Source organism: Streptomyces sp. P9-A2, from assembly GCF_036634175.1.
In the GTDB taxonomy this organism is placed as follows: Bacteria; Actinomycetota; Actinomycetes; order Streptomycetales; family Streptomycetaceae; genus Streptomyces; species Streptomyces pratens.
The window spans coordinates 8220739-8241020 of sequence record NZ_JAZIFX010000001.1 but is presented as its reverse complement, the minus strand read 5'-3'; the positions used below and the strand labels follow the sequence as shown (position 1 = coordinate 8241020).

The 20282-nt window shown below is 68.9% G+C and carries 20 protein-coding genes and 7 pseudogenes; 13 read left to right on the top strand and 14 right to left on the bottom strand.

Features of this window, described 5'->3' with window-relative positions; all coding sequences use genetic code 11:
- Positions 1–102 precede the first annotated feature (102 nt).
- Entirely contained in the window at positions 103–465 is a 363-nt protein-coding gene (locus V4Y04_RS36975) for a hypothetical protein (RefSeq protein WP_332431745.1), read from the bottom strand.
- A gap of 79 nt (positions 466–544) precedes the next feature.
- Here V4Y04_RS36975 and V4Y04_RS36970 point away from each other — a divergent pair.
- From V4Y04_RS36970 to V4Y04_RS36955, 4 genes and pseudogenes are all read left to right on the top strand, one after another.
- Positions 545–1934 (top strand): annotated as a pseudogene (locus tag V4Y04_RS36970) (aspartate ammonia-lyase); the annotation flags it as partial.
- Between the two features lie 164 nt (positions 1935–2098).
- Positions 2099–3031 (top strand): glutaminase, encoded by a 933-nt coding sequence (locus V4Y04_RS36965; RefSeq protein ID WP_332432624.1) that lies wholly within the window; start codon positions 2099–2101, stop codon positions 3029–3031.
- A gap of 43 nt (positions 3032–3074) precedes the next feature.
- Positions 3075–3949, top strand: a pseudogene (locus V4Y04_RS36960) (IS5 family transposase).
- 471 nt (positions 3950–4420) lie between these two features.
- Entirely contained in the window at positions 4421–5122 is a 702-nt protein-coding gene (locus V4Y04_RS36955; RefSeq protein ID WP_332432623.1) for a PP2C family protein-serine/threonine phosphatase, read from the top strand.
- 108 nt (positions 5123–5230) lie between these two features.
- On the opposite strand, the gene V4Y04_RS36950 is transcribed toward V4Y04_RS36955, so the two are convergent.
- A complete protein-coding gene (locus V4Y04_RS36950) occupies positions 5231–5449 on the bottom strand; it encodes a hypothetical protein (RefSeq protein ID WP_332432622.1) in 219 nt (72 codons plus the stop codon).
- Positions 5450–5737: 288 nt separating this feature from the next.
- Here V4Y04_RS36950 and V4Y04_RS36945 point away from each other — a divergent pair, with 288 nt between their 5' ends.
- Positions 5738–6169, top strand: coding sequence for an SRPBCC family protein (locus tag V4Y04_RS36945; protein WP_332432621.1), 432 nt, complete (start codon positions 5738–5740; stop codon positions 6167–6169).
- Positions 6170–6382: 213 nt separating this feature from the next.
- Here the strand turns inward: V4Y04_RS36945 and V4Y04_RS36940 are convergent, their stop codons facing one another.
- The 3 genes from V4Y04_RS36940 to V4Y04_RS37990 all read right to left on the bottom strand — a co-directional run bounded on the left by V4Y04_RS36940 (position 6383) and on the right by V4Y04_RS37990 (position 7919).
- Positions 6383–6682, bottom strand: a complete 300-nt coding sequence (locus V4Y04_RS36940) for a hypothetical protein (protein WP_332432620.1) — start codon at positions 6680–6682, stop codon at positions 6383–6385.
- Between the two features lie 55 nt (positions 6683–6737).
- Positions 6738–7310: a YceI family protein gene (locus V4Y04_RS36935; protein WP_332432619.1), complete on the bottom strand. Its 573-nt coding sequence runs from the start codon at positions 7308–7310 to the stop codon at positions 6738–6740.
- Between the two features lie 546 nt (positions 7311–7856).
- Positions 7857–7919 (bottom strand): hypothetical protein, encoded by a 63-nt coding sequence (locus V4Y04_RS37990; protein ID WP_443080226.1) that lies wholly within the window; start codon positions 7917–7919, stop codon positions 7857–7859.
- A 159-nt stretch (positions 7920–8078) separates the two neighbouring features.
- Here V4Y04_RS37990 and V4Y04_RS36925 point away from each other — a divergent pair.
- Together V4Y04_RS36925 and V4Y04_RS36920 are read left to right on the top strand one after the other, a co-directional pair.
- Positions 8079–8801: pseudogene (locus tag V4Y04_RS36925) on the top strand (IS6 family transposase).
- Between the two features lie 65 nt (positions 8802–8866).
- Positions 8867–9055 (top strand): hypothetical protein, encoded by a 189-nt coding sequence (locus tag V4Y04_RS36920; RefSeq protein WP_332432618.1) that lies wholly within the window; start codon positions 8867–8869, stop codon positions 9053–9055.
- Positions 9056–9287: 232 nt separating this feature from the next.
- On the opposite strand, the gene V4Y04_RS36915 is transcribed toward V4Y04_RS36920, so the two are convergent.
- From V4Y04_RS36915 to V4Y04_RS36905, 3 genes are all read right to left on the bottom strand, one after another.
- Positions 9288–10241, bottom strand: coding sequence for a Ppx/GppA phosphatase family protein (locus V4Y04_RS36915; RefSeq protein ID WP_332432617.1), 954 nt, complete (start codon positions 10239–10241; stop codon positions 9288–9290).
- A gap of 244 nt (positions 10242–10485) precedes the next feature.
- Positions 10486–10899: a hypothetical protein gene (locus V4Y04_RS36910; protein WP_332432616.1), complete on the bottom strand. Its 414-nt coding sequence runs from the start codon at positions 10897–10899 to the stop codon at positions 10486–10488.
- A gap of 260 nt (positions 10900–11159) precedes the next feature.
- Entirely contained in the window at positions 11160–12512 is a 1353-nt protein-coding gene (locus V4Y04_RS36905; protein ID WP_332432615.1) for an IS110 family transposase, read from the bottom strand.
- Between the two features lie 402 nt (positions 12513–12914).
- Here V4Y04_RS36905 and V4Y04_RS36900 point away from each other — a divergent pair.
- Positions 12915–13067 (top strand): annotated as a pseudogene (locus V4Y04_RS36900) (IS3 family transposase); the annotation flags it as partial.
- Between the two features lie 5 nt (positions 13068–13072).
- Here the strand turns inward: V4Y04_RS36900 and V4Y04_RS36895 are convergent.
- Positions 13073–13492: pseudogene (locus tag V4Y04_RS36895) on the bottom strand (protein kinase domain-containing protein); the annotation flags it as partial.
- Positions 13493–13622: 130 nt separating this feature from the next.
- On the opposite strand from V4Y04_RS36895, the pseudogene V4Y04_RS36890 reads away from it, so the two are divergent.
- Positions 13623–14129: pseudogene (locus V4Y04_RS36890) on the top strand (response regulator); the annotation flags it as partial.
- 137 nt (positions 14130–14266) lie between these two features.
- Here V4Y04_RS36890 and V4Y04_RS36885 read toward each other — a convergent pair.
- Positions 14267–14509 carry a DUF5302 domain-containing protein gene (locus V4Y04_RS36885; protein ID WP_332432614.1) on the bottom strand — a complete coding sequence of 81 codons (243 nt, stop codon included), beginning with the start codon at positions 14507–14509 and terminating at the stop codon, positions 14267–14269.
- A gap of 127 nt (positions 14510–14636) precedes the next feature.
- On the opposite strand from V4Y04_RS36885, the gene V4Y04_RS36880 reads away from it, so the two are divergent.
- Complete coding sequence (locus V4Y04_RS36880; RefSeq protein ID WP_332432613.1) at positions 14637–15479, top strand: SWIM zinc finger family protein; 843 nt, start codon at positions 14637–14639, stop codon at positions 15477–15479.
- 10 nt (positions 15480–15489) lie between these two features.
- Here the strand turns inward: V4Y04_RS36880 and V4Y04_RS36875 are convergent, their stop codons facing one another.
- A complete protein-coding gene (locus tag V4Y04_RS36875; protein ID WP_332433111.1) occupies positions 15490–16722 on the bottom strand; it encodes an IS701 family transposase in 1233 nt (410 codons plus the stop codon).
- A 167-nt stretch (positions 16723–16889) separates the two neighbouring features.
- On the opposite strand from V4Y04_RS36875, the gene V4Y04_RS36870 reads away from it, so the two are divergent.
- Complete coding sequence (locus V4Y04_RS36870) at positions 16890–17222, top strand: type II toxin-antitoxin system PemK/MazF family toxin (protein ID WP_332432291.1); 333 nt, start codon at positions 16890–16892, stop codon at positions 17220–17222.
- A gap of 34 nt (positions 17223–17256) precedes the next feature.
- Here the strand turns inward: V4Y04_RS36870 and V4Y04_RS36865 are convergent, their stop codons facing one another.
- Positions 17257–17436: a hypothetical protein gene (locus V4Y04_RS36865; protein WP_332432612.1), complete on the bottom strand. Its 180-nt coding sequence runs from the start codon at positions 17434–17436 to the stop codon at positions 17257–17259.
- A gap of 944 nt (positions 17437–18380) precedes the next feature.
- Between V4Y04_RS36865 and V4Y04_RS36860 the strand changes: the two are divergent.
- Positions 18381–18766: pseudogene (locus V4Y04_RS36860) on the top strand (ISAzo13-like element transposase-related protein); the annotation flags it as partial.
- Between the two features lie 131 nt (positions 18767–18897).
- Positions 18898–19464: a hypothetical protein gene (locus V4Y04_RS36855; protein ID WP_332432107.1), complete on the top strand. Its 567-nt coding sequence runs from the start codon at positions 18898–18900 to the stop codon at positions 19462–19464.
- Here V4Y04_RS36855 and V4Y04_RS36850 read toward each other — a convergent pair.
- Both V4Y04_RS36850 and V4Y04_RS36845 read right to left on the bottom strand, forming a co-directional pair.
- Positions 19382–19696 carry a transposase gene (locus V4Y04_RS36850; protein WP_332432108.1) on the bottom strand — a complete coding sequence of 105 codons (315 nt, stop codon included), beginning with the start codon at positions 19694–19696 and terminating at the stop codon, positions 19382–19384. The genes V4Y04_RS36855 and V4Y04_RS36850 overlap by 83 nt on opposite strands.
- A 5-nt stretch (positions 19697–19701) precedes the next feature.
- Positions 19702–20211 (bottom strand): IS5 family transposase, encoded by a 510-nt coding sequence (locus V4Y04_RS36845; RefSeq protein WP_332432109.1) that lies wholly within the window; start codon positions 20209–20211, stop codon positions 19702–19704.
- Positions 20212–20282 lie beyond the last annotated feature (71 nt).

Genomic DNA, 20282 nt, shown 5'->3' with positions numbered 1-20282 from the left:
TGACAACAGACACCTCAACAACTGGATCGATCTTCGAAACAGCCCCGAGCATGCCCGCTGATCATGGTGGCGCACCGGGAAACTCCAAGATCCCCGACAGAATCAAGCCAAGAGCGCGGAAGCTTTTCCCATAACCTCCAGCGCGGCCTTGTTCCGCGCCAGTTCCTTCTCCAGACGCTCCACCTGGCGGCGCAGTTTCTCGTTCTCCGCCTCGGCAGCAGACTTCTTCGGCCTCGCCGGGCCGGTACGCTGGTCGACCAGCTTCTCCAGAGCCCCGGCATCCCGCGCTGCCCGCCACTCCTTCACATGCGAGTGGTACAGCCGCTCGCGGCGCAGGACCGCGCCCTTCTCGTTCTGCGGGGCGGCGTCGTACTCGGCCACGATCCGCAGCTTGTACTCCGGGCTGAAAGTGCGGCGCTTCGGCCGGGGAGCCGGGTCGGATCCGGCGGACTTGCTGCTGGTCATGAGGGGGTGGTTCTCCTGTCGTGCCCTCTCAGGCTAACCCGCCGAAGCGGGACGTCTCACCCAAGGCTGACAGAGAGGGCTGCGCGCCAAGGAGAACTTCCCCATCACGGGAACGCCGATCTCCGCGTACCCGCACCTGATCGACGCGCTCGCCGCCGTCAAGGAAGCCGCCGCCCGCGCCAACGAGGAACTCGGCCTGCTGGAGCCTCGCAAGGCGGCGGCCATCGTCGAGGCCTGCCGCGAAATCCGTGCAGGGAAGCTGCACGACCAGTTCGTCGTCGATGTCATCCAGGGCGGGGCCGGGACCTCGACGAACATGAACGCCAACGAGGTCGTCGCGAACCGGGCGTTGGAGCTGCTCGGCCACTCGAAGGGTGCGTACGAGTTCCTGCACCCGAACGAGGACGTCAACCTCGGCCAGTCGACCAACGACGTCTACCCGACCGCCGTCAAGGTCGCCACGGTCTTCGCCGTACGCGGCCTGCTCAAGGCGATGTCCGTGCTGCAGGACGCCTTCGCGGCCAAGGCGCTGGAGTTCTGCGACGTGCTGAAGATGGGGCGTACGCAACTGCAGGAAGCCGTGCCGATGACGCTCGGGCAGGAGTTCTCGGCGTACGCGGTGATGCTGGACGAGGACCGCAGCCGGCTCGCCGAGGCCGTCGAGCTGATCCACGAGATCAACCTGGGCGCGACGGCGATCGGTACCGGGCTCAACGCACCCACCGGATACGCCGAGGCCGTGCGCCGCCACCTCGCGGACATCACAAGCCTCCCGCTGGTCACAGCCGCACCTCGTCGAAGCCACCCAGGACTGCGGGGCTTTCGTCCAGATGTCCGGCGTGCTGAAGCGCATCTCGGTGAGGCTCTCCAAGAGCTGCAATGACCCGCGCCTCCTGTCCTCCGGGCCGCGCGCGGGCCTGAACGAGATCAACCTGCCGCCGGTGCAGGCTGGTTCGAGCATCATGCCGGGCAAGGTGAACCCAGTGATCCCCGAGGTCGTCAACCAGGTCGTCTTCGAGGCGATCGGCAACGACGTCACGATCACCATGGCGGCGGAGGCCGGCCAGCTCCAGCTGAACGCCTTCGAGCCGATCATCCTGTGCTCCCCCTCCGAGAGCATCACGCACCTGCGCGCCGCCTGCCTGACGCTCGCCGAGCGGTGCGTCGCCGGGATCACGGCCGACACGGACATGCTGCGCGCGACCGTCGAGAACTCCATCGGCCTCGTCACCACACTCAACCCCCACATCGGCTACTCGGCAGCCACCGACATCGCCAAGGAAGCCCTCGCCACGGGGCGCGGCGTCGCCGAACTCGTCCTGGAAAAGGGCTTGCTGCCGGCCGACACGCTGGCCGCGTTGCTCCGTCCGGAGGTTTTTGGCGGGGTCCCAGACCGGCTGAGCACGGGCGGGCGCGGGCCGGTGGGGGCTTGTCTCGCAGTTCCCCGTGCATCCAAGAGAACGGGGTGACTCCGGCCGGTTCGCACAGTGCCGGTCGTCATGGGCTGAGCGCGCGGTTCCCCGCGCCCCTCAAAAGCCCGAGGCCGGTTCGTACACTGCGACCAGCCACGAACCACCCGCACCCACCCAGCTCAGCTCCACCCCATGCGCGCCCCGGAGGACCCGACGACACAATGGTGACCATGACCTCGTCACACACCTTCCAGCCACTTCTGCACCGCATCGCCGCCGAGATCGAGAGCATGCCCGGACGTGGCCGGCCCGCCGACTACATCCCGGCGCTCGCGGCATGCGACCCGCACCGGTTCGGCATGGCCGTCGCGGAGCTGGACGGCACGGTCTACGGAGTCGGGGACTGGCGGCAGCCGTTCTCCACGCAGTCCATCTCCAAGGTCTTCACCCTCGCCCTTGACCTGGCCCGCGAGGGCGACACGCTGTGGGAGCACGTCGGCCGCGAGCCCTCCGGCAACCCCTTCAACTCGCTGGTGCAGCTGGAGTACGAGAACGGCATCCCGCGCAATCCGTTCATCAACGCCGGCGCACTCGTCGTCACCGACCGCCTCCACACCCAGAGCGGCGACGCGGCGGGCACCCTCCTGGAGTTCCTGCGCGCGGAGAGCGACAACGCGGAGCTCGCCATCAACAAAGGCGTCGCCGCCTCCGAGTCCGCCCATGGCGACCGCAACGCCGCGCTCGGCCACTTCATGGCGTCGTACGGGAACATCGGGAACCCGGTCCCGGTCCTCCTCGACCAGTACTTCCGCCAGTGCTCCATCGAGGCATCCTGCGCCGACCTCGCCCTGGCCACCGGCTTCCTCGCCCGGCACGGCATCCGCGCCGACGGCACCCGTCTGCTGACCCAGAGTCAGGCCAAACAGGTCAACGCGATCATGCTCACCTGCGGAACGTACGATGCCGCGGGCGACTTCGCCTACCGCGTGGGCCTGCCCGGCAAGAGCGGTGTCGGCGGTGGCATCATCGCCGTCGTCCCCGGCCGCTGCACGCTCTGCGTATGGGGGCCCGGCCTGGACGAGCGGGGCAACTCGGTGGCGGGAGTGGCGGCCCTGGACCGCTTCACAACACTCACGGGACTGTCGGTGTTCTAGGGTGCGTTTCAAAAGTGGATCTTGATGTGTCAAGATCCACTTCGTGGGGCGGCATGACCTGACGAATGCACAGTGGGCGAAGCTGGAACCCTTGCTCCCGGTGGGCAAGAAGCCTGGACGGCCACCGGTGCACACCAAGCGGCAGCTGATAGACGGCATACGCTGGCGCACCCGCGTCGGCGCTCCCTGGCGGGACGTACCCGAGCGGTATGGCCCGTGGGAGACCGTCTATGGCCTGTTCCGGCGTTGACAGCGGGACGGCACCTGGCACCGCGTCTTCGAGCAACTGCAGGCCCGGGCCGACGCCGAGGGGCTGATCACCTGGGACGTCTCGGTGGACTCGACCATCGCCCGCGCCCACCAGCATGCGGCTGGTGCCCGCAAAAAAGGGGATCTGCAGGTCGAGCCGCCAGGTGGTGTCTTCACCGAGCCCGATGATCACGGGCTCGGACGTTCCCGGGCGGGCTGACCACCAAGCTGCACCTGGCGGTCGAGCAGGCCCAGAAACCTATGTCGCTGGTCATAACGGCCGGGCAGCGCGGTGACTCCCCGCAGTTCCAGGTGGTCCTGGGCCGTATCCGGGTGCCCCGGCTCGGGCCGGGCCGCCCGCGCACCCGGCCGGACAAGGTTCGTGCCGACAAGGCGTACGGCTCCCGCGCGAACCGCGCCTACCTGCGCAAGCGCGGTATCAGCCGCACGATCCCGGAGAAACGCGACCAGATCGCCAACCGCAAGAAGCGCGGTTCCCACGGTGGCCGGCCACCGAAGTTCGACAAGGCCGACTACAAGGAGCGCCACGCGGTGGAGTGCGGAATCAATCGCCTCAAGCACCACCGTGCGGTCGCCACGAGATATGACAAACTCGCCATCCGCTACGAAACGACCATACTGGTCGCAGCGATCAACGAGTGGCCGTGACCAGCACTTTCGAAACGCACCCTAGCCCCACTCCAGAAGCCACACCCGGCCGAGGCTCGCCTGGATCAGTGTGCGGCCTGGCGGTGCGAGCTTCGGCAGCCGGCTCTCCTGTCGAGTCGTCCGGAACCGTAAGCGGTGCGAACACCGTCCCCGGGCCGAGCCGAGGAATCACGACGTAGGTCTGGAAGGCACCGGCCTCTCGCGCACGGAAATTGCCCACGATCCGCTGACGTCATGGGAGTTGGCGACCGCGCCGGCTTCGGCGCTTTTGGCGGCATGGGAGCCGGAGCCGTCGCACCGGGCGGCTCCTAGACTTGGAGCGGGAGCCTGGCCTGCGTCGGTGTGCCCGGTGCGGGAAGGCGGCGGGCTCCATGCCGTATGTCGCTGTGAGTGTGCTGAGCCACTCCGGGCTGCTCCGCGAGGGGAACGAGGACAGCCTCGTCGTCGGACCGTGGACCTTGGTGCGCCACCGTGACCGAGAATCCGCAGACCCTGGTCTTCCCGCTCGGGATGCCCCTCGTCGTCGCCGTCACCGACGGGCTCGGCGGACATCCGGGCGGCGACGTGGCCAGCGCCATGGCCGTCCGCCGGATCGCATCGATCGGTCCCGTCCTGAGCAGCCAGGATGCTGTCCGTGACGCCTTGAACGCCTGCAACCGCGCCGTGTGCGAGGCCGCCGGCGGCGACGGAAGCGAGCTGTCAGCCATGGGGACGACGGTCGCCGGCGTCGTCGTCCAGCCCGGCTCGCTGCTGGTGTTCAACGTGGGTAACAGCCGGGTCTTCGCGACCTCCCGCGGCGGGCTGCGCCAGATGAGCGTCGACGACAGCCCCCCGCTCGATCCCGGGGAGCGCACCACGTCCCTCGTGACCCTGTGCTTGGGCGGCACCCCCGTCTACCGTCCCATCCGTCCTCACGTGACGGCCACCCCGGTGGCGTCCGGTGACCGCTGCCTCATTTTCACAGACGGCCTGACCGACCTGCTGACGACCGACGTGCTCGACGAGGTGATGAGGGAGTACGACGACGGCCGGGCGGCTTTTGAGCCATGGAAGGCCGCCATCGCGGCGGGCGGGCCCGAGAACATCACGCTGGCGGTCGTACGCGTCGGAGACGAGTGGGGGACGGCCAGGCTCGAGCGCCGGATCCCGCCGCCCCGGGCCGATGGGAGGTGACCGGTTCCTGTGTGCAAGGTGCGCCGGGACCGGCGGTGCATGAACGAGCGGGCTGCGGAGTGGGCACGGGACGATACGCGATGTCGGGGAAAGACGGAGCGACGGTGGCTACGCCGTGCTGTTCCAGACATATGGTCCGCCGACGCGCCACTCGATCAGCTCGGGGTCGTCGACCGCCCGATCCTGGGCGGGCAGGCCCGTACAGTGCAGGAAGTCCAGCACGTCGAACAGGCTGTACGCGATGCCCACGCGCGCGCCGTGGATAGTCAGCCGCCGACCGCTGTCCGACTCCGGCGGATGCACGACCACAGGTGGGCGCACGTCCATGGCACCAGCATGCGCCGGGACCGGTCGGCCCGCAGCTTCCGGTCCTTCCGGGGTTCCGAGCCCGAGATCCGCAGGGTGTCGCCGGGCGAGTCCAGCCCCGGGGTGCGGCATCGCGGGCGGCCTCGGCCCGGGAGGGATCCGGAAGCCGACCGGACCAGGCCAGGCCAGGCCAGGCCATCGAGTGAGTCACATGGTGGTCAGTCCGTCTCGTATTTCGGTCGATGATCTATTACCGGGCGCACACTGGATGCAGATGGCCATGTCGTGGGCCGAACATGGAGGTAGGCCATGAGCACTCTCGAAGAACACATCGACGTCGGAGTTCCGATCGACACGGTCTGGGACAGCCTCCACCGGGTGGAGGACTATCCGCGCTTCGTGGAAGGAGTGCGCGAGGTCCGTACGGAGGCGGGGGGTCGGGCGCGTTTGGAGGTCGAGGCCGACGGCCGGGTCCGGGAGTTGGAGGCCGAGGTCTCGGACCGCAGGGGGGAAGGCGTGATGGAGTGGCACACCACGGGCGCCCCCGAGCTGATGGGTTCCGTCTCGCTGAAGCCGATCGATGAGAACCGCACCCGGGTCCAGGCCAGGCTCGAGTACGACCCGGGCGCGATCAGGGAGGCCCTCGGCGGGCCGAAGGGATTCGCCCAGGCGAACGCGATCGAGCGGCTCGTCCGGAGCGATCTGGAGCATTTCAAGGAGTGCGTGGAACAAGGGCGGTGAGGATAGCAAAAGGCGGGCGCTGCCAGACCGTTAAAAACGGCAGCCTATGCTCGGAGCGGCCGCCGCGCGGCGAGCTGGGTGCTGCAGCTCGTGCTCGCGGTGGCGTGTCAACGGTGGGTCGGGACCGCTTTCGCACGAGCGTGTGGACGGGGGTGGGGGACCCTGGCGGAATACTCCCCGCAGAGCCGCGACATCGGGCTGGCGGTATACCGGTCAGGTCTCGATCACGGCATCGCAGTCGGGGCAGACCACGGATGCGTACCCCGCGGGGTACCAGGGCGCCCCGGGGCGCTCGGAGGGCTTCCAGCCGGCCTTCTCCATGGCGAAGGTGTCCTTGCCGCAGAGGGTCCGCGGTCCCGTGGTGGCGGGTGCCCCCGGGGCGGAGGGCGCTGCGTGCACCCTGCGGACAGGACGTTCCGCACAAGCCGGTATCCCCGGGGAAATGCGCGGGGCCATCGGCTTGTCGAGCTCGTACACGACGACGATCCCGCTCATTCCTCCGAACTCGCTCATTCCTCCACAGTAGGCGGCCGCGCGGTCGCCGCGCCCGAAGCCTTGAGCCGGGTGGTCATCCAGCCCCGTCCACCGGTTCGGGCCTGGCCACCTCGAACTCCACCCGGACCTCGTCGGCCAGCCGCAACGCACCCAGGAACGCGGTGTAGGGCTTGATTCCCCAGGTGGATTGCGTGACGGTCGCCCAGCCGCGCAACAGCCCGTCGCCATTGCTTTTCCCGTGCACCGTCACCGGGTGGGTCCGGCCCCTGATGGTGAGCTCCCCGGTGATCTCGAAGGACTGCGGCGTGCCCGTGATGCCGGTGGAACGGAAGGTGATCGTGGGGTGCTCTGCGGTGTGCAGCAGAGCTTTGCCCCCGAGAGTCCGTTTGATCTCGGCCCGGTCGGCCTCGGTGAGCGCTTTCAGCCCGCCCGTTCCCTCCCGGACCTCCAGTGAGCCCGTCTCGACCGCCACAGCCACCGACGACCTGTCGGGGTGACCGACGGACATCACGGCTTCCCCGGACCACCGGGTGGCCTCGATCGTGAGGTCGTGCCCCGCCCTGCGGCCCAGCCCGGCGCGGCCGGTCCTGATCAGGAGGCGGCCGGTCGATGGCCCGAGCCGGTACGTTCCGTCTGTCAGCGTCACAGCGCCGAGGGTATGGGGCGGATGCGGCCGCCGCCGTCGAAGGAGCCCGGTCGGCGTGTCCCGCGTAGGTCGAGATGGCACTGCGCCGCAGCAGAGCCGGATGCCCAGGTCGCGGCCACGATGCGCGCCTGTCCGCTGCCGCGAGACCCGCCGGGGAAGCGCGGCGCGGCGTGACCGCCACCCGTGCTGCCGATCAGTCGCCCTCCGAGCCGCGAGCCACCGGTTTGTCGACCACAGGCCCAGGCCGCCGAGGCCGTTCGGCCTGCATCGGAAAGCCGCCTGCCTGTTCGCTGCCTGACACAGACGGTTTGCGGGGACGGCGGACGCCTCTGCGGGATCGTCACCGCGCACAATATCGACTGGCTCTCCCGGCGGCACACGACAGGGACGGTCTGCGGTGCTCCACCTCCCGGCCATGGCCTCCGCCTGCGGCTTCCTCACCGGCGGGGACACTCCTTCTTCGGGAGGCACGAGCAGACGGCGACCATGCTGATCAGGGCAATTTCGGTGCCTGGGAAGCAGGGCGTGTGGCACGGTCAGCGCGCTTCACAGGCCAGAACGCACCATGGTGACCGGGCAGTGCACGTGGTGGAAAACGGCCTGGCTGATCGAGCCCAGCAGCAGTCCGGCGAAGTCGCCCCGGCAACGATCAGTTGAGCCCGGCCGCTCGCTTCGATCAGAGCCTGCCGGGGACGCCCGCGCGGCACTGTCATGTTGGCCGACCGGGTGGGATGATCTTCTGGTTGGTCATGCCGGGAGGAGCCGTCCGTGGACAGCGCGCCGCCGTCGTCGTACCAGGGGCACCGGTACCCGGTCGAGATCATCGCGCACTGCGTGTGGCTGTACCACCGCTTCCCGCTGTCGTTCCGCGAGGTCGAGGAACTGATGATCCAGCGCGGCGTCCTCGTCTCCCACGAGACCATCAGCCGCTGGTCCGCCAAGTTCGGCCGGACCTACGCGAACGGATTGCGCCGCCGACGGCCCCGGCCCGGGGACACGTGGCACCTGGACGAGCTCTTCATCAAGATCAACGCAGAGCCGCACTACCTGTGGCGGGCCGTCGACGCCGACGGCACCGTGCTCGACCTCCTGGTCCAGGGCCGAAGGGACGAGGTCGCGGCCCGGCGCTTCTTCCGCCGCCTGCTGAAGACGACCCGCACGGTGCCACGGGTGATCGTCACGGACAAACTCCGCTCCTACGCGCCGCCCACCGCGAGGTGATGCCCTCCGTCGAACACCGTGCCCACAAAGGCCTGAACAACCGGGCCGAGAACTCCCACCAGCCGACGAGGCAGCACGAACGCGCCATGAAAGGCTTCCGCAGCATCGGCGGAGCACAACGGTTCCTGATCTGCGTTCAGCGGCATCTCACCCCACTTCCGGCCACGCCGGCACCGGATGACCGCCCCCGAATACCGCACCGAGATGACCATCCGGTGCGCTATCTGGGACCAGGTCACCGGCGTCGCCGGCCCGCCTGCCGCAGCGTGAACACGGAGCCGGAACCCGGCCCCACCACACCCGACACACCGTCAGACACCCACGCACTCACCAACGTGACAACGCCCCGGCAGGTGCTTGCGGCCTACCAGAGGCACCACCACGAGCATCGGCCCCACCAGGCACGCAACCGGCTACCACCCGATGCCCAGAAACAGCCCACCGCGATAGACACCGGCGCCCGCAAACTGCTGCGCACCCGCATCCTCGGCGGCCTCATCAGCGAGTACAGATACGCCGCGTGACCTGCGGCAACGACTTTTCGAGCGGCACAGGATACCCGCACCTGTCCACACTGCTCGCACTCGTCTCCGCCGTCGCCGCCCTCATCGGAGGCATCGTCAACACCGGTGGATCTGAGCCGCGCTCATATCGTCGGGGGATCGCGAGCGAGGAACTGGATCCCCTTTGACTCATGCCCATTCACGGTGGCCACCATCATGGTGCGGATGTCGACACTTTCGACGTCCCTTGGGCTCAGCCGACCAGGCGGGAACGGTCGGCTGTGATGTGGGGCGGGCCGAGGTGTTCGAGCAATAGCCCTTCCCGGGTGGACCACGGGCAGATCTCGACGCTCTTGGCCCCGCAGGCTTCCATGAGGGCCTGTGCGATCAGGGCTCCGGCCAGGGACTGTTCGGCGCGGTGCCGGGAGATGCCCGGCAGCTTGGCACGGCGGGACGGGCCCGCGGCGGCCAGCAGAGAGACTGACGTGCGCAGTTGGGGTAGCGCCAGCCGCCGTCCGGCTCGCGGTGTCTTGCCCTGGGCGGCGGCGAGCCGGGCGAGCTGTTCGAAGGTCTTGGAACAGGCCAGCACCCGCCCATCCGGTTCGGCCTGCGGCAGACCGGGCACGGCTTCCAGGGACCGATGAAGGTGCTGCCGGATCTCGGCCAGGCGGCGTTGGGATGGCGCGGTGCCGCCGGGAAGCCAGTCTCGGGTGATCCTGCGAGCACCTAGTGGCAGCGAGTGGAGGGCGCGGGGCTGGTCTCCGGTGCCGGAGGCGATCTCTACGGTGCCGCCGCCGATGTCCAGGACCAGCAGCTGCCCGGCCGTCGGGCCTGCCCACTGGCGGGCGGCCACGTAGGCCAGCCGCGCCTCCTCAACGCCGGTCAGCACGCGCAGGCGGGTGCCAGTGGTGCGTGCCACCCGCTCGATGATCTCGTCGCGGTTGGGCGCGTCCCGGATGACGGAGGTCGCGAACGCGAACACTTCCGGTCCGTGCGGACGCGGGTCGGCGGCGACGGCCTCGGCCACTGCCCGCTCGACGTTCTTCATGCCGGCCTTGTCCAGCCGTCCCTTGCGGTCGAGGGTCTCGTGCAGCCTCAACCGCACCTTGCGGGAGAACACCGGCTCCAGCACCGTCCCCGGGCGCCGGCGCACCACCGTCAGCAGAGCACTGTGGCACCCGACATCGAGTACACCGGCCTGCCGCATCCCATCACCCCCCTGGCCCCACGCTCGAGCGGACCGGCTCCTTCTCCGATCTTCCGGCAGCCCAGACGACGACGCGACGGGGATTCCGGCCCACCGCGTGAGCATATCGTCACCACCCGCGCACCCTCCGTCCCGGCCCGCAGCAGTAGAGCCGTGGACGATCTCACGCCGAATGCGCACGGAGGTCCCGGACCCTCGAACCGTATGGTTTCGCCCACCGTGGTCCTTTCCCACGATGGCCCTGTCAGCGCCGGCTGGGCAGCACCGTCACCCCGGACACTCCGGCGAGTTCAGCCTTGGCCTGTTCCAGGTCGCAGGAGAGCTCAGCAATGATCATGCACATGGTTTTGTTCTTCGCCTGCTCCCGACGGAGCTCGACCGTCAAATCGTCAGCCTCGGACCTGAGCTGCCGGTTCTCATCGGCGAGTTCCTGCATCGCAGTCGGGATGGAGTCCTGGGCCTTGGCTCGGGCTTGAAACTCCTGGATGAGATCGGTGTGCCGGTACACGACATCCCGCCGCAGCTCACTCTCGGTGATCAACTCCGACGCGGTCAGCTTTCCGGCCTGCGAGTGCAGCGGCGTGCCGGCCAGGAGCCGGTCGGCGGCAGCCCGGATCGCGGCCCGGTCTGCTTCCTCGTCACGCGGTCGGCGTCCCATCACGGCTCCTTCGTCGTCGGGTTGGGATCGGACGGGCTCGCGTGATGGGCCTCGATGACGGCCCGGCTGCTCTCCGCCAGCGAGGCCGCCCGGTCCCGCAGGGGAAGCGGGCTCAGCCGGTCGGCTGCCGCAGCCTCCCACCACCGCCGGAGGCGCCGCTGCTCTACGACGCCCTCTGAACGGAAAATCCCAGATCAGCCGGGCAGGCGGCAGCGTCCGTTCGGCGTCAGCCGGGCAGACGGACTTGGTGGTTGTGGTGCTCAGCCCGCAGTTTCCACGGGGGTGAGGGTGACCTGGTGGCCGAGGGCCTGGAGCTGGCGGACGAGGGCCTGGGTCTTGCGGACGGGGTTGACCAGGCATTGGTGGTGGTCGGGCCCGAGGTCTTCGAAGCGGGCGGCGGGATCGTTGATGATGTGCCAGACGATCACCAGCATCGACCGGGCCACCGCGACGATGGCCTTCTTGTGTCCCCGGTGTTTGACGAGTCTGCGGTAGCGGGCTCCGAGGAAGGTGTCGGTCCGGGCCGCGGCCATCGCCGCTTCCCCGATCATCCCCTTGAGCCACGGGTTGCCGTGCCCGGTGGGCCCCGAGGTGTTCTTGCCGCCGGACTGGATCGTGCGAGGTGCGAGCTTGGCCCACGACACCAGGTGACCGGAGGTCGGCAAGACCCTCATGTCCGGGCCGAGTTCGGCAACGATCACCTCGGCAGCGGTCCGGCCGATCCCGGGGATCTCGTCCAGACGCTCGACCAGCGACAACAGGTCCACCTCGCCGGTCCCGCCCGGGGCGCCGCGCGGCCGGCCTGTGCCCCCGTCCGCCTCCGGCAGACGGATCCCGGCGAGCTGGGCGGTGATCCGCTGCGACAGCTCGTCCACCTGGACGGTGATCCGGTCGATGGTGTCCAGCAGCAGCCGGCACAGGTAGGCACGGTGATCGTCGAACTGGCCGGTCAGCGCCTCCACCAGCGCATCGTGCTTGGAGACCAGCCGGCCACGGGCCAGACCGGCCAGTGCCCGGGGGCTTCGCTCCCCACCGATCAGCGCCTCCAGCACGGCGCGTCCCGAGACGCCGAAGAGGTTGGTGGCCACCGACGAGAGTTTGATCTGCGCGTCCTCCAGCACCTTCTCGATGCGCTGCCTGTTACGGCTGCGTTCGCCGATGAAGACCGAGCGGAGCCGGGTCAGGTCGCGCAGTTCCCGGATGGGTTTGGGCGGCACGAAGGAAGGCCGGAGCATACCCCGTTCGGCGAGCTTGCACAGCCACACCGCGTCGAGTTTGTCGGTCTTGGGGCGGCCCGGGACGTTCTTGACGTCGCGGGCGTTGACCAGCCGGCACTCCAGGCCGCGGGCTTCGAGGAGGTAGAACCACGGCTTCCAGTAGCTGCCCGTCGCCTCCATGACCACCCGGGTGACACCCTGGCAGAGCAGGTGATCGCCCAGTTCCAGAATGGCGTTCGTGGTCGCCCCCACGTTCCGCACCCGCTGGGTGCGGCGTCCCTCGATCCTTTCGTGCGGCAGACGCAGGCACAGCATCCCGGATGCCTTGGCCACATCGATCGCGGCGACTCGCTCCACCAGTTCCGCTGTCTGGTCGACCACCTCGGACTCGTCCATCCACGTCCCCTCCCTCACACGGACCCGCCGGGCGGCAGCCACCCGCAGGGCCGTGAGGGGAAACGAGAATCTGAACGGCGTGCTCGAAGGCGACAGTGCGCGACCCCTCCGGCCGGCCCCGGCGCCAGACTCTGTCCCGGGCTCACTGTCCCAAAGAGGGAGCGACGTCGACGGGCGGCCACCACGGCCCATTTTCACGCCTGTGAGGCGTCCCCGCAGGGGATATGGGGGACTCTGTCAGCCTTGGGTGAGACGTTCCGCTTCGGCTGGTTAGCCTGAGAGGGCACGACAGGAGAACCACCCCCTCATGACCAGCATCAAGCCCGCCGGATCCGACCCGGCTCCCCGGCCGAAGCGCCGTTCCTTCAGCCCGGAGTACAAACTGCGGATCGTTGCCGAGTACGACGCCGCGCCGAGCAGGCCCTCTTCGCCTACATCGAAGGCTTCTATGACCCCCGGCGCCGCCATTCGGCGAACGGCCAGCTCAGCCCGGCCGAGTACGAACGTCGTCACGCCGCGAAGACACCACATAGAGTGCTCTGCGCAGCCGCATAGCTCGCAAGCCCATCGGTGTCTGTCAGACCGGGGCAACTCCAAAAGGCGACTACGTCCGGCGTACCCGAGCCGAAGGGCAGCCGCCCCGTGGCGGCGTACGCGACAAGCGCGCCCCAGCCGAACATGTCGCTCTCCGGTCCGGCGCTGCCGGTTCGATAGTACTCGGGACTGATCCAGCCGGGCGTTCCGGTCATGACCTCGGTGCGGGTCACACTCGTGCCGTCGACCGTGTGCGCGATACCGAAGTCGAGCACACGCGGCCCACCTGGGGTGAGGATGACGTTCTGCGGCTTCACGTCCCGGTGGACCACGCCGGCGCCATGGACGGCGGCCAGCGCCTGAGCGGTACCCGCCGCGAAGGCGTACAGCATGCCACCGGCGAGCGGGCCGTGGGCGGTCAGGTGATCGTTGAGGGTAAACCCGGGGGCCGAGCCTGCCCCACTCTTCCGCACATTCGGGCGAATCGGGGCGATCGAACATACGATGGGCGGGAGCCGGCGCGGTGCCGCAAGGGCGCACCGGGCCGCCTGTCCGACCACACGGGGTGACAGACACATGGCACAGGCCGTGGAGCCGACGCGGACCGTCCTCATGACCGTGGACGACGACCCGGGGGTCTCCCGCGCCGTCGCCCGGGATCTACGGCGGCGCTACGGCGCCTCGTACCGGATCGTGCGCGCGGAGTCCGGCGAGTCCGCGCTGGACGCGCTGCGCGAGCTGAAACTGCGCGGCGACCTCGTCGCCGTCATCCTGGCCGACTACCGCATGCCGCGGATGAACGGCATCGAGTTCCTCGAACAGGCCCTGGACGTGTACCCGGGCGCACGGCGGGTCCTGCTGACCGCGTACGCGGACACCGACGCGGCGATCGACGCGATCAACGTCGTCGACCTGGACCACTACCTCCTCAAGCCCTGGGACCCGCCCGAGGAGAAGCTCTATCCGGTCCTGGACGACCTGCTGCAGGCCTGGCGACGCAGTGACTACCGGCCGGTGCCCAGCACCAAGGTGGTCGGGCACCGCTGGTCGGCGCGGTCGTCCCAGGCGCGGGAGTTCCTGGCCTTCATGGCTTTTGCCAGAGGAACCGAAGGAGACGGTCGCCTCTGTCACCCGGCGGGACCCGGCGGGACCCGGCTCACCATCATCGGCAAGGCGGCCGGGCGGTGCCTCTCCGAGTCCCGTCCAACGGCGGTTTGAACTCAGCCGCCGCTCTTTCGTCGAAACGACCGCTGGCTCGCAGCCGGGCCGTGCGCGCCGCGGACCTTCGACGCGTCGGTGTTCGCAGCGAGGGCCGCGGCCTGCGCCTGCTTGTCTCGCTTGCGCGCCAGGGCCTCCCGGAACTTGCTCTTCAGGTCGTACTGGCCGTCATCGTCAGGCACCAGGGCACGGCTCTCGGTGTCAGCCGTCTCCGGACCTTCTTGCGATGGAAACTCTGCAGTCATGGTGACCTCCTGAAATCGGGCAGTGGAAGCACAGCTTGTCATGCCGGGCACCGCGCAGGCCGCCCGCCTGTGGACAGCCGGGACCGTGGGGCCTCAGAGAGCTGCCGATCCGCGGTTGAATACCGGTGTGGCACGAAAAGTCGTGGGGTTCGGCGAAGACGATCTGCGGGTGCTGGCGGGGACTCGGTCCTTCGAGCGGGGGCTGGGGTATCTGGACGCGGTGCGCGGTCTGGAGGTAGGGGAGGGCTCGGTCACCGCCGTGGTGCACGGTACGGATGTCTACGAGGTGGAGCTCACCCTTGGTAGGGACGACGGGCTCTTGGGATGGTGCGACTGTCCCTACGGGCAGGAGGGCAACTTCTGCAAGCACTGTGTGGCGGTGGGGCTGACCATGCCGCGGCGGGCGAAGACGATCCCGCATCAGCAGGTCGCCGCACGGGCACGAGCCTCCGGTCTGGAAGCGTGGCTCACGGCACTGTCCCAGGACGAACTCCTGGCGCTGGTGCGGGAGCAGATCGCCGAGGACCGCCGGCTGCGCCGACGCCTGGAGCTGCGGGCCGCCACCGCGCGTTCCGACATCGGTACGGTCCGCGACCGGATCCTGACACTGATCGATCCGCGGCCTTTCGCCCGGTACGGGTACATCGAGTACGCCTCTGCCTCCGGGTATGCGCAGCAGGTGGCAGAGGCGGCGGCCGCGCTGCGCGCCCTGACCGCCGACGGTCAGGAGGTGCAGGCGCTCGGTCTGGCCGAGGAGGCGATCCGGGTGCTGGAGGAGACGTACAGGGAGATCGACGACTCCGACGGTGTGGTGAGGCAGGCCGCCGCCGCGGTGGCCGAGGCCCATCTGGAAGCGTGCGAAGTCGCGCGCACCGATCCGGAGCACCTGGCTGGTCAGCCAGGTGCTCGGCGACAGCAACGACGTGATCGACCTGGACCCGCTCGACTACGCCTAGTACTCCAGCCGTAGTTCGTGATCTTCATTCCTGAGTGGCTTGTCGTCGGTAGTGGCTGGCTTGGGATCGGGCCTGGTGGCGGCGTCGCCAGTTCGACCAACCGAGCCGGTGGGCTGTGTCGTGGACGGGTCGGACGACGAGGGTGATGAACAGGCGCTGGATCTCGTTGCAGGTGAGCGGAATGAGGGCATCGGGTGCGGGGCGGGTGTGCTCGTCTGCGCGTACGACGGCGAGGAAAGCGTGCGCGAGCATGGCGAGGGTGACCCAGCGGGACCAGGAGGTATAGCGGCGGACCTGGTGCTCGTCGAGTGCGGCCAGGCCCTTGCCCGACTGGAAGAACTCCTCCACCCGCCATCTTGATCCGGCGACTCTGACCAGCACGGTCAGCGGCACGGACGCGGGCGAGTAGCAGCGGTAGTAGGCGAGTTCGCCGGTGCTGCGGTTACGGCGGATCAGTAGCTGACGACTCCCGGGGCGGGGGTCGGGGAGGTCGATGACTGCCCAGTTGTAGACGCGGTGACCCTTGGCCCCGGCCCCTGCGGAGAGCTTCTGCCAGGCCCGCTTGGGCACCTTCTTGGCCAAGATGTCCGCACGGAACTTCCCCGCACCGGTGGTGACTTCGTGCGAGCAGGCCACCGCGAGGACGTAGCCGGTGCCGCGTTCCTCCAGTGCGGTTCGCAGCTTCGGGTTGCCGCCGTAGACCTCGTCGCCGGCAACCCATGCGGCCTGGTGGCCGGCGTCCAGGAACCGGGCGACCATACGAGTGGCCAGCTCCGGCTTGGTGGCGAAGGTGGTGTCCTCGGCAAGGCCCGCGGCGCGGCAGCGGTCGGGGTCGGAGGTCCAGGAGCGCGGAACGTAGAGTTCCCGGTCCACTGCGGCGTGGCCGCGCTGACCTGCGTAAACCAGGTAGACGGCGACTTGGGAGTTCTCGATCCGGCCGGCAGTACCGGTGTATTGGCGCTGGACGCCGACCGTGCCAGTGCCCTTCTTCACATCGCCGGTCTCGTCGACGACCAGCACCGCCCGGTCGTCGTGCAGGTGCTCCACCACGTAGCCGCACACGTCGTCGCGGACCTGATCGGCATCCCACTTGGCCCTGCCCAACAAGTGCTGCATGCCGTCCGGAGTGGTCTCGCCAGCCCACTCGGCGATGGTCCAGCAGTTCTTGCGCGGCAGATCGGCCAATAGACCGAGCACCAACCGCGCCGCCCTGCGCCGGGGTTCGACCCGGGCGAAGCGCCCCGCGATCCGGCCCATCAGGCCCTCGAACGCGTCCCGCCAACGGGTGGGTTCTATGCTGTGACCTGCGGCCACCGTCTCTTCGTCAGTCCACACAACTCACGATGATCAACGGTGGCCGCACCCGTCTCCACAACGCGTCAGGGTCGCGCAGTTCCGCCTGCCGTCCTGAGTCAGGAGGACATGTGCAACGTGGCGAAGTCTGGTGGGTGGAGTTCGACGAGCGGCGGCTGGTCGTACTGCTGGCGGCAGACGACGCGTCCAGGATCCGGGCGATGCAGGTCGTCACTCCTGCGGGCGTCGACATCAGCGGTCTGGGCGTCGAAGTGCAAGTAGGTGCCATGGAAGGACTGCCCTTTGAAGGCGTGCTGCGGTTCGCGTTCCCGCGCCCGGGCTTTACCCCCTGCACGTGGCTGACCACCGTGTCCCAGGACGACCTGATCGAGCGGGCGGGCGTCCTGTCCTCCGCGAAGCTCAGCGAGATAAGGGACGCCCTCCGTCTCGGTGAACTCGGGTAGGCGGAGAGGCGCCACTCACCATCGAGATCACGATCTACGGCTGGAGTACTAGGTGCTGGGACAGGGCGAGACCGACGGCGAGGACCGGCAGAGCGGCCCCGGCAGGCTCGGCCACATCGCGGAGGAACTCCGCACCGGACAGGCTGACACCGGAGTTGATCGACACCTCACCGGCGCTCACGTCGGTGACCCGGCCGCCGAACATGGTCACCACCCACAGAAATGTCCACCCAACGCCGACCATGCCCACCGTGGAGGCCGGGGAGCGGCGCGTTCGGCGCCCTGTACGGGCCGCTCACCGCCTTCGTCGCCCTGCTGCTGTGGGCCAACCTCACCGCCGTCGCTCTCTTCCTCGGCATCGCGTTCGCGGCCCAGTTGGAGGCAACACGTGCCGGTATCGACACCGCGGTACGGCCGGACCCCGGGCCGGGCCGGGCCGCTGACCGTCGGGAAGGACGCGCCGGCGCTGGTACGAGGCGCGCCGTTGCCGTGTTGTCAGTTCTGCAGCTCCTGCCACGGCAGCCCGCCTGCCACCACATCACCCCACCCAGCCCCTCCCCACATGACGAACACACCGTTCGGAAGCCGTTGTCCTTCCGAACGGGAGCGCTGCATTTCCGCTGGTCAGGCATGAGGCTGGTACTTCGGCGGGAGTGATGACGTGTCGTGTCCTTGGTAGAGGGTGCCAGGTGTCGTCAGTGACGGGTTTGTTGGGGCAGCACGGCGAAGCCGCACGTGTCGTCGCTGCGTTCGACGACTTCCAGGGTGAGGTGGAGCGCGTCCTGGCCCAGTCGACGAGGCGACCCGCGTAGTCGCCGCCGACCCGCACAAGCCGGATCCCGCGATGACGGGCCAACAGAAAGCCAATCGCGCCCTACGCAAGGATCCGTGTCCTCTCGAACGAAGGCGGAAAAGCCTCACTGAGCAGGTGTGTCACCGTGCCGTCACCACTCTCACCGTACTGCCCGGCGACTACCGAACCGGCCTGACCCGCCGACGCGCGCTGGATCTGTACCAGGCGATCCCCTCTCAACACCGTACGGGAGTTGGGGCGTGCTGGGTGTCTGAGCCACTGTCGGCAGCCCGGATCGGCTGCCCCGTACGGACCGGTCCGCAACGGACACCCGCCATGGAGCCGGTTGCACACCTCCGGTTTCGATACAGGATGCCCACACGCAACGGCCTGTGCTTTGCCATGTCGTGGCTGACGAGCGGCAGCGTCGTCTGCTGATAGGGGCAGAGGCTCGGTCGCTCGGCCACGGCGGAATCAGGATGGTGGCCCGTGCCACTGGTGTCCGTGAGGCCACTGTGTCGCTCGGGGTGCGGGAACACGACTCCGGTGAGACTCCGTTGGGATGTGTCCGCAGAGCGGCGGCGGCCGCAAACGCGTCGTCGACCTCAACCCGGCACTTCGGGCAGCGCTCCTCGCCCTGATCGAGCCCGACGTCCGTGGGGGCCCCATGTCACCGCTGTGCTGGACCACCAAATCCACCCGCAAGCTCGCCGAGCAGCTGACCCGCCAAGGCCACAGGATCGGCTGCGAGAGGAGGGCTTCAGTGCGTTGTGGCAAAGGGAGTCCCTGTTCGATGAGCAGGGGCTTCTTCGTGTGCGGGGCATGATCGCCTTGGGGTAGGGGCAGGCAGCGGACGGCTTGTTATGGATCGAGGAGGGTGCGATGCCGTCGGTGCTGGGGTTGATGGAACAGCGTGAGGCGCGGGCGAGGCAGGATCTGGAGTCCTGGACGGAGGTCCTGGAGCAGGCTCAGGCGGAGGTGGATGCCGCGCGGGAGCGGGTCGAGCGGGCCCGGGTGGGGCGTGAGGAGCTTGTGTCGGTGCTGGCCGGGGAGAGCCCGGTGAATACGCCGGTTCCGGTGCCGTCCGGTGGTGAGATGGCTGCCGCCGTGGGATCGGGCGGCCCGGGCTCGGGGCATGGCGGGCGGCCGCCGGTGTGGCGGTCGGGCATGGGTGAGGAGGTGCTCAGCGGCCTGTATCGGGAGGTGTTCGCCGCGGTGGTGGCCGCTTCGGGGCCGGTGAACGGGGTGGAGCTGACGCGGGCGGTGGGCCGGGAGGCGGAGATCAAGAACGAGGTGGAGAAGATCCGTCACCGTGCCTATGTGCTGGAGAAGCGGGGCTGGCTGGTGCGGGCGAAGGACGGACGGTTCATGCCTGAGCCCGGAGCAGTCGGCCGGGACGCTTCTCCGGCCAGCGCGGAGCGTCTGCGGCCAGGCGCCGGGACAGTCTGATCACGGCGGCCCACCACACCATCTGGGCGTGGTGGTCGGGGCGGCGTTCGTGGTCGCGGTTGAGGCGGCGTGAGCGGGAGAGCCAGCTCAGCGTCCGCTCCACGACCCACCTGCGGGCCAGTACGACAAATCCGCGTTGTCCGTCGGAGCGGCGCACGACCTCGGTCCGGACTCCGTGACGGGCGAACGCCTTCGCCAGCGCCGGACCCTGGTAGGCACTGTCGACCCACACCAGTTTCAGCAGCCGCCCGGCTGCTGCATGAACGTCTCCAGCAGTGCGGGGGCGGCCTTGGAGTCGTGCACATCGGCCGTGGTCACGGTCACTTCCAGGAGCAGGCCCTCGGTGTCGGTCAGGATGTGACGCTTGCGGCCGTCACGTGACTTGCCGCCGTCGTATCCGCGACTGTCCTCGCCGACGGTCTCGGAGGCGTCCACCGACTGACTGTCGATGACTCCCGCGCTGGGCTCGGCGTTGCGGCCGGCGCGCTCCCTCGCCGAACGTCGCAGGCGTTCGTAGAGTTCACGCGCATAGTCGTAGGCCCGCCAGCGGCGGAAGAAGTCGTAGACCGCCCGCCAGCAAGGGAAATCGACCGGCAGAGCCGTCCACTTCACTCCGTTGTCGACCAGGTAGCGCACCGCGTCGAGCATTGTCCGGTGGCAGTACGCCTCGGGGCGCCCGCCCCGCTTCAGGAGCCAGGCCGGCACCGGCATCGCGGCGCGGACCTCGGCCCACTCCGCATCCGTCATGTCACTCGGATAGCAGCCTGCCCGCCGTCCCGGAGCGAGCGAACCGAACCGGTGCACGTAGCAGTCACACC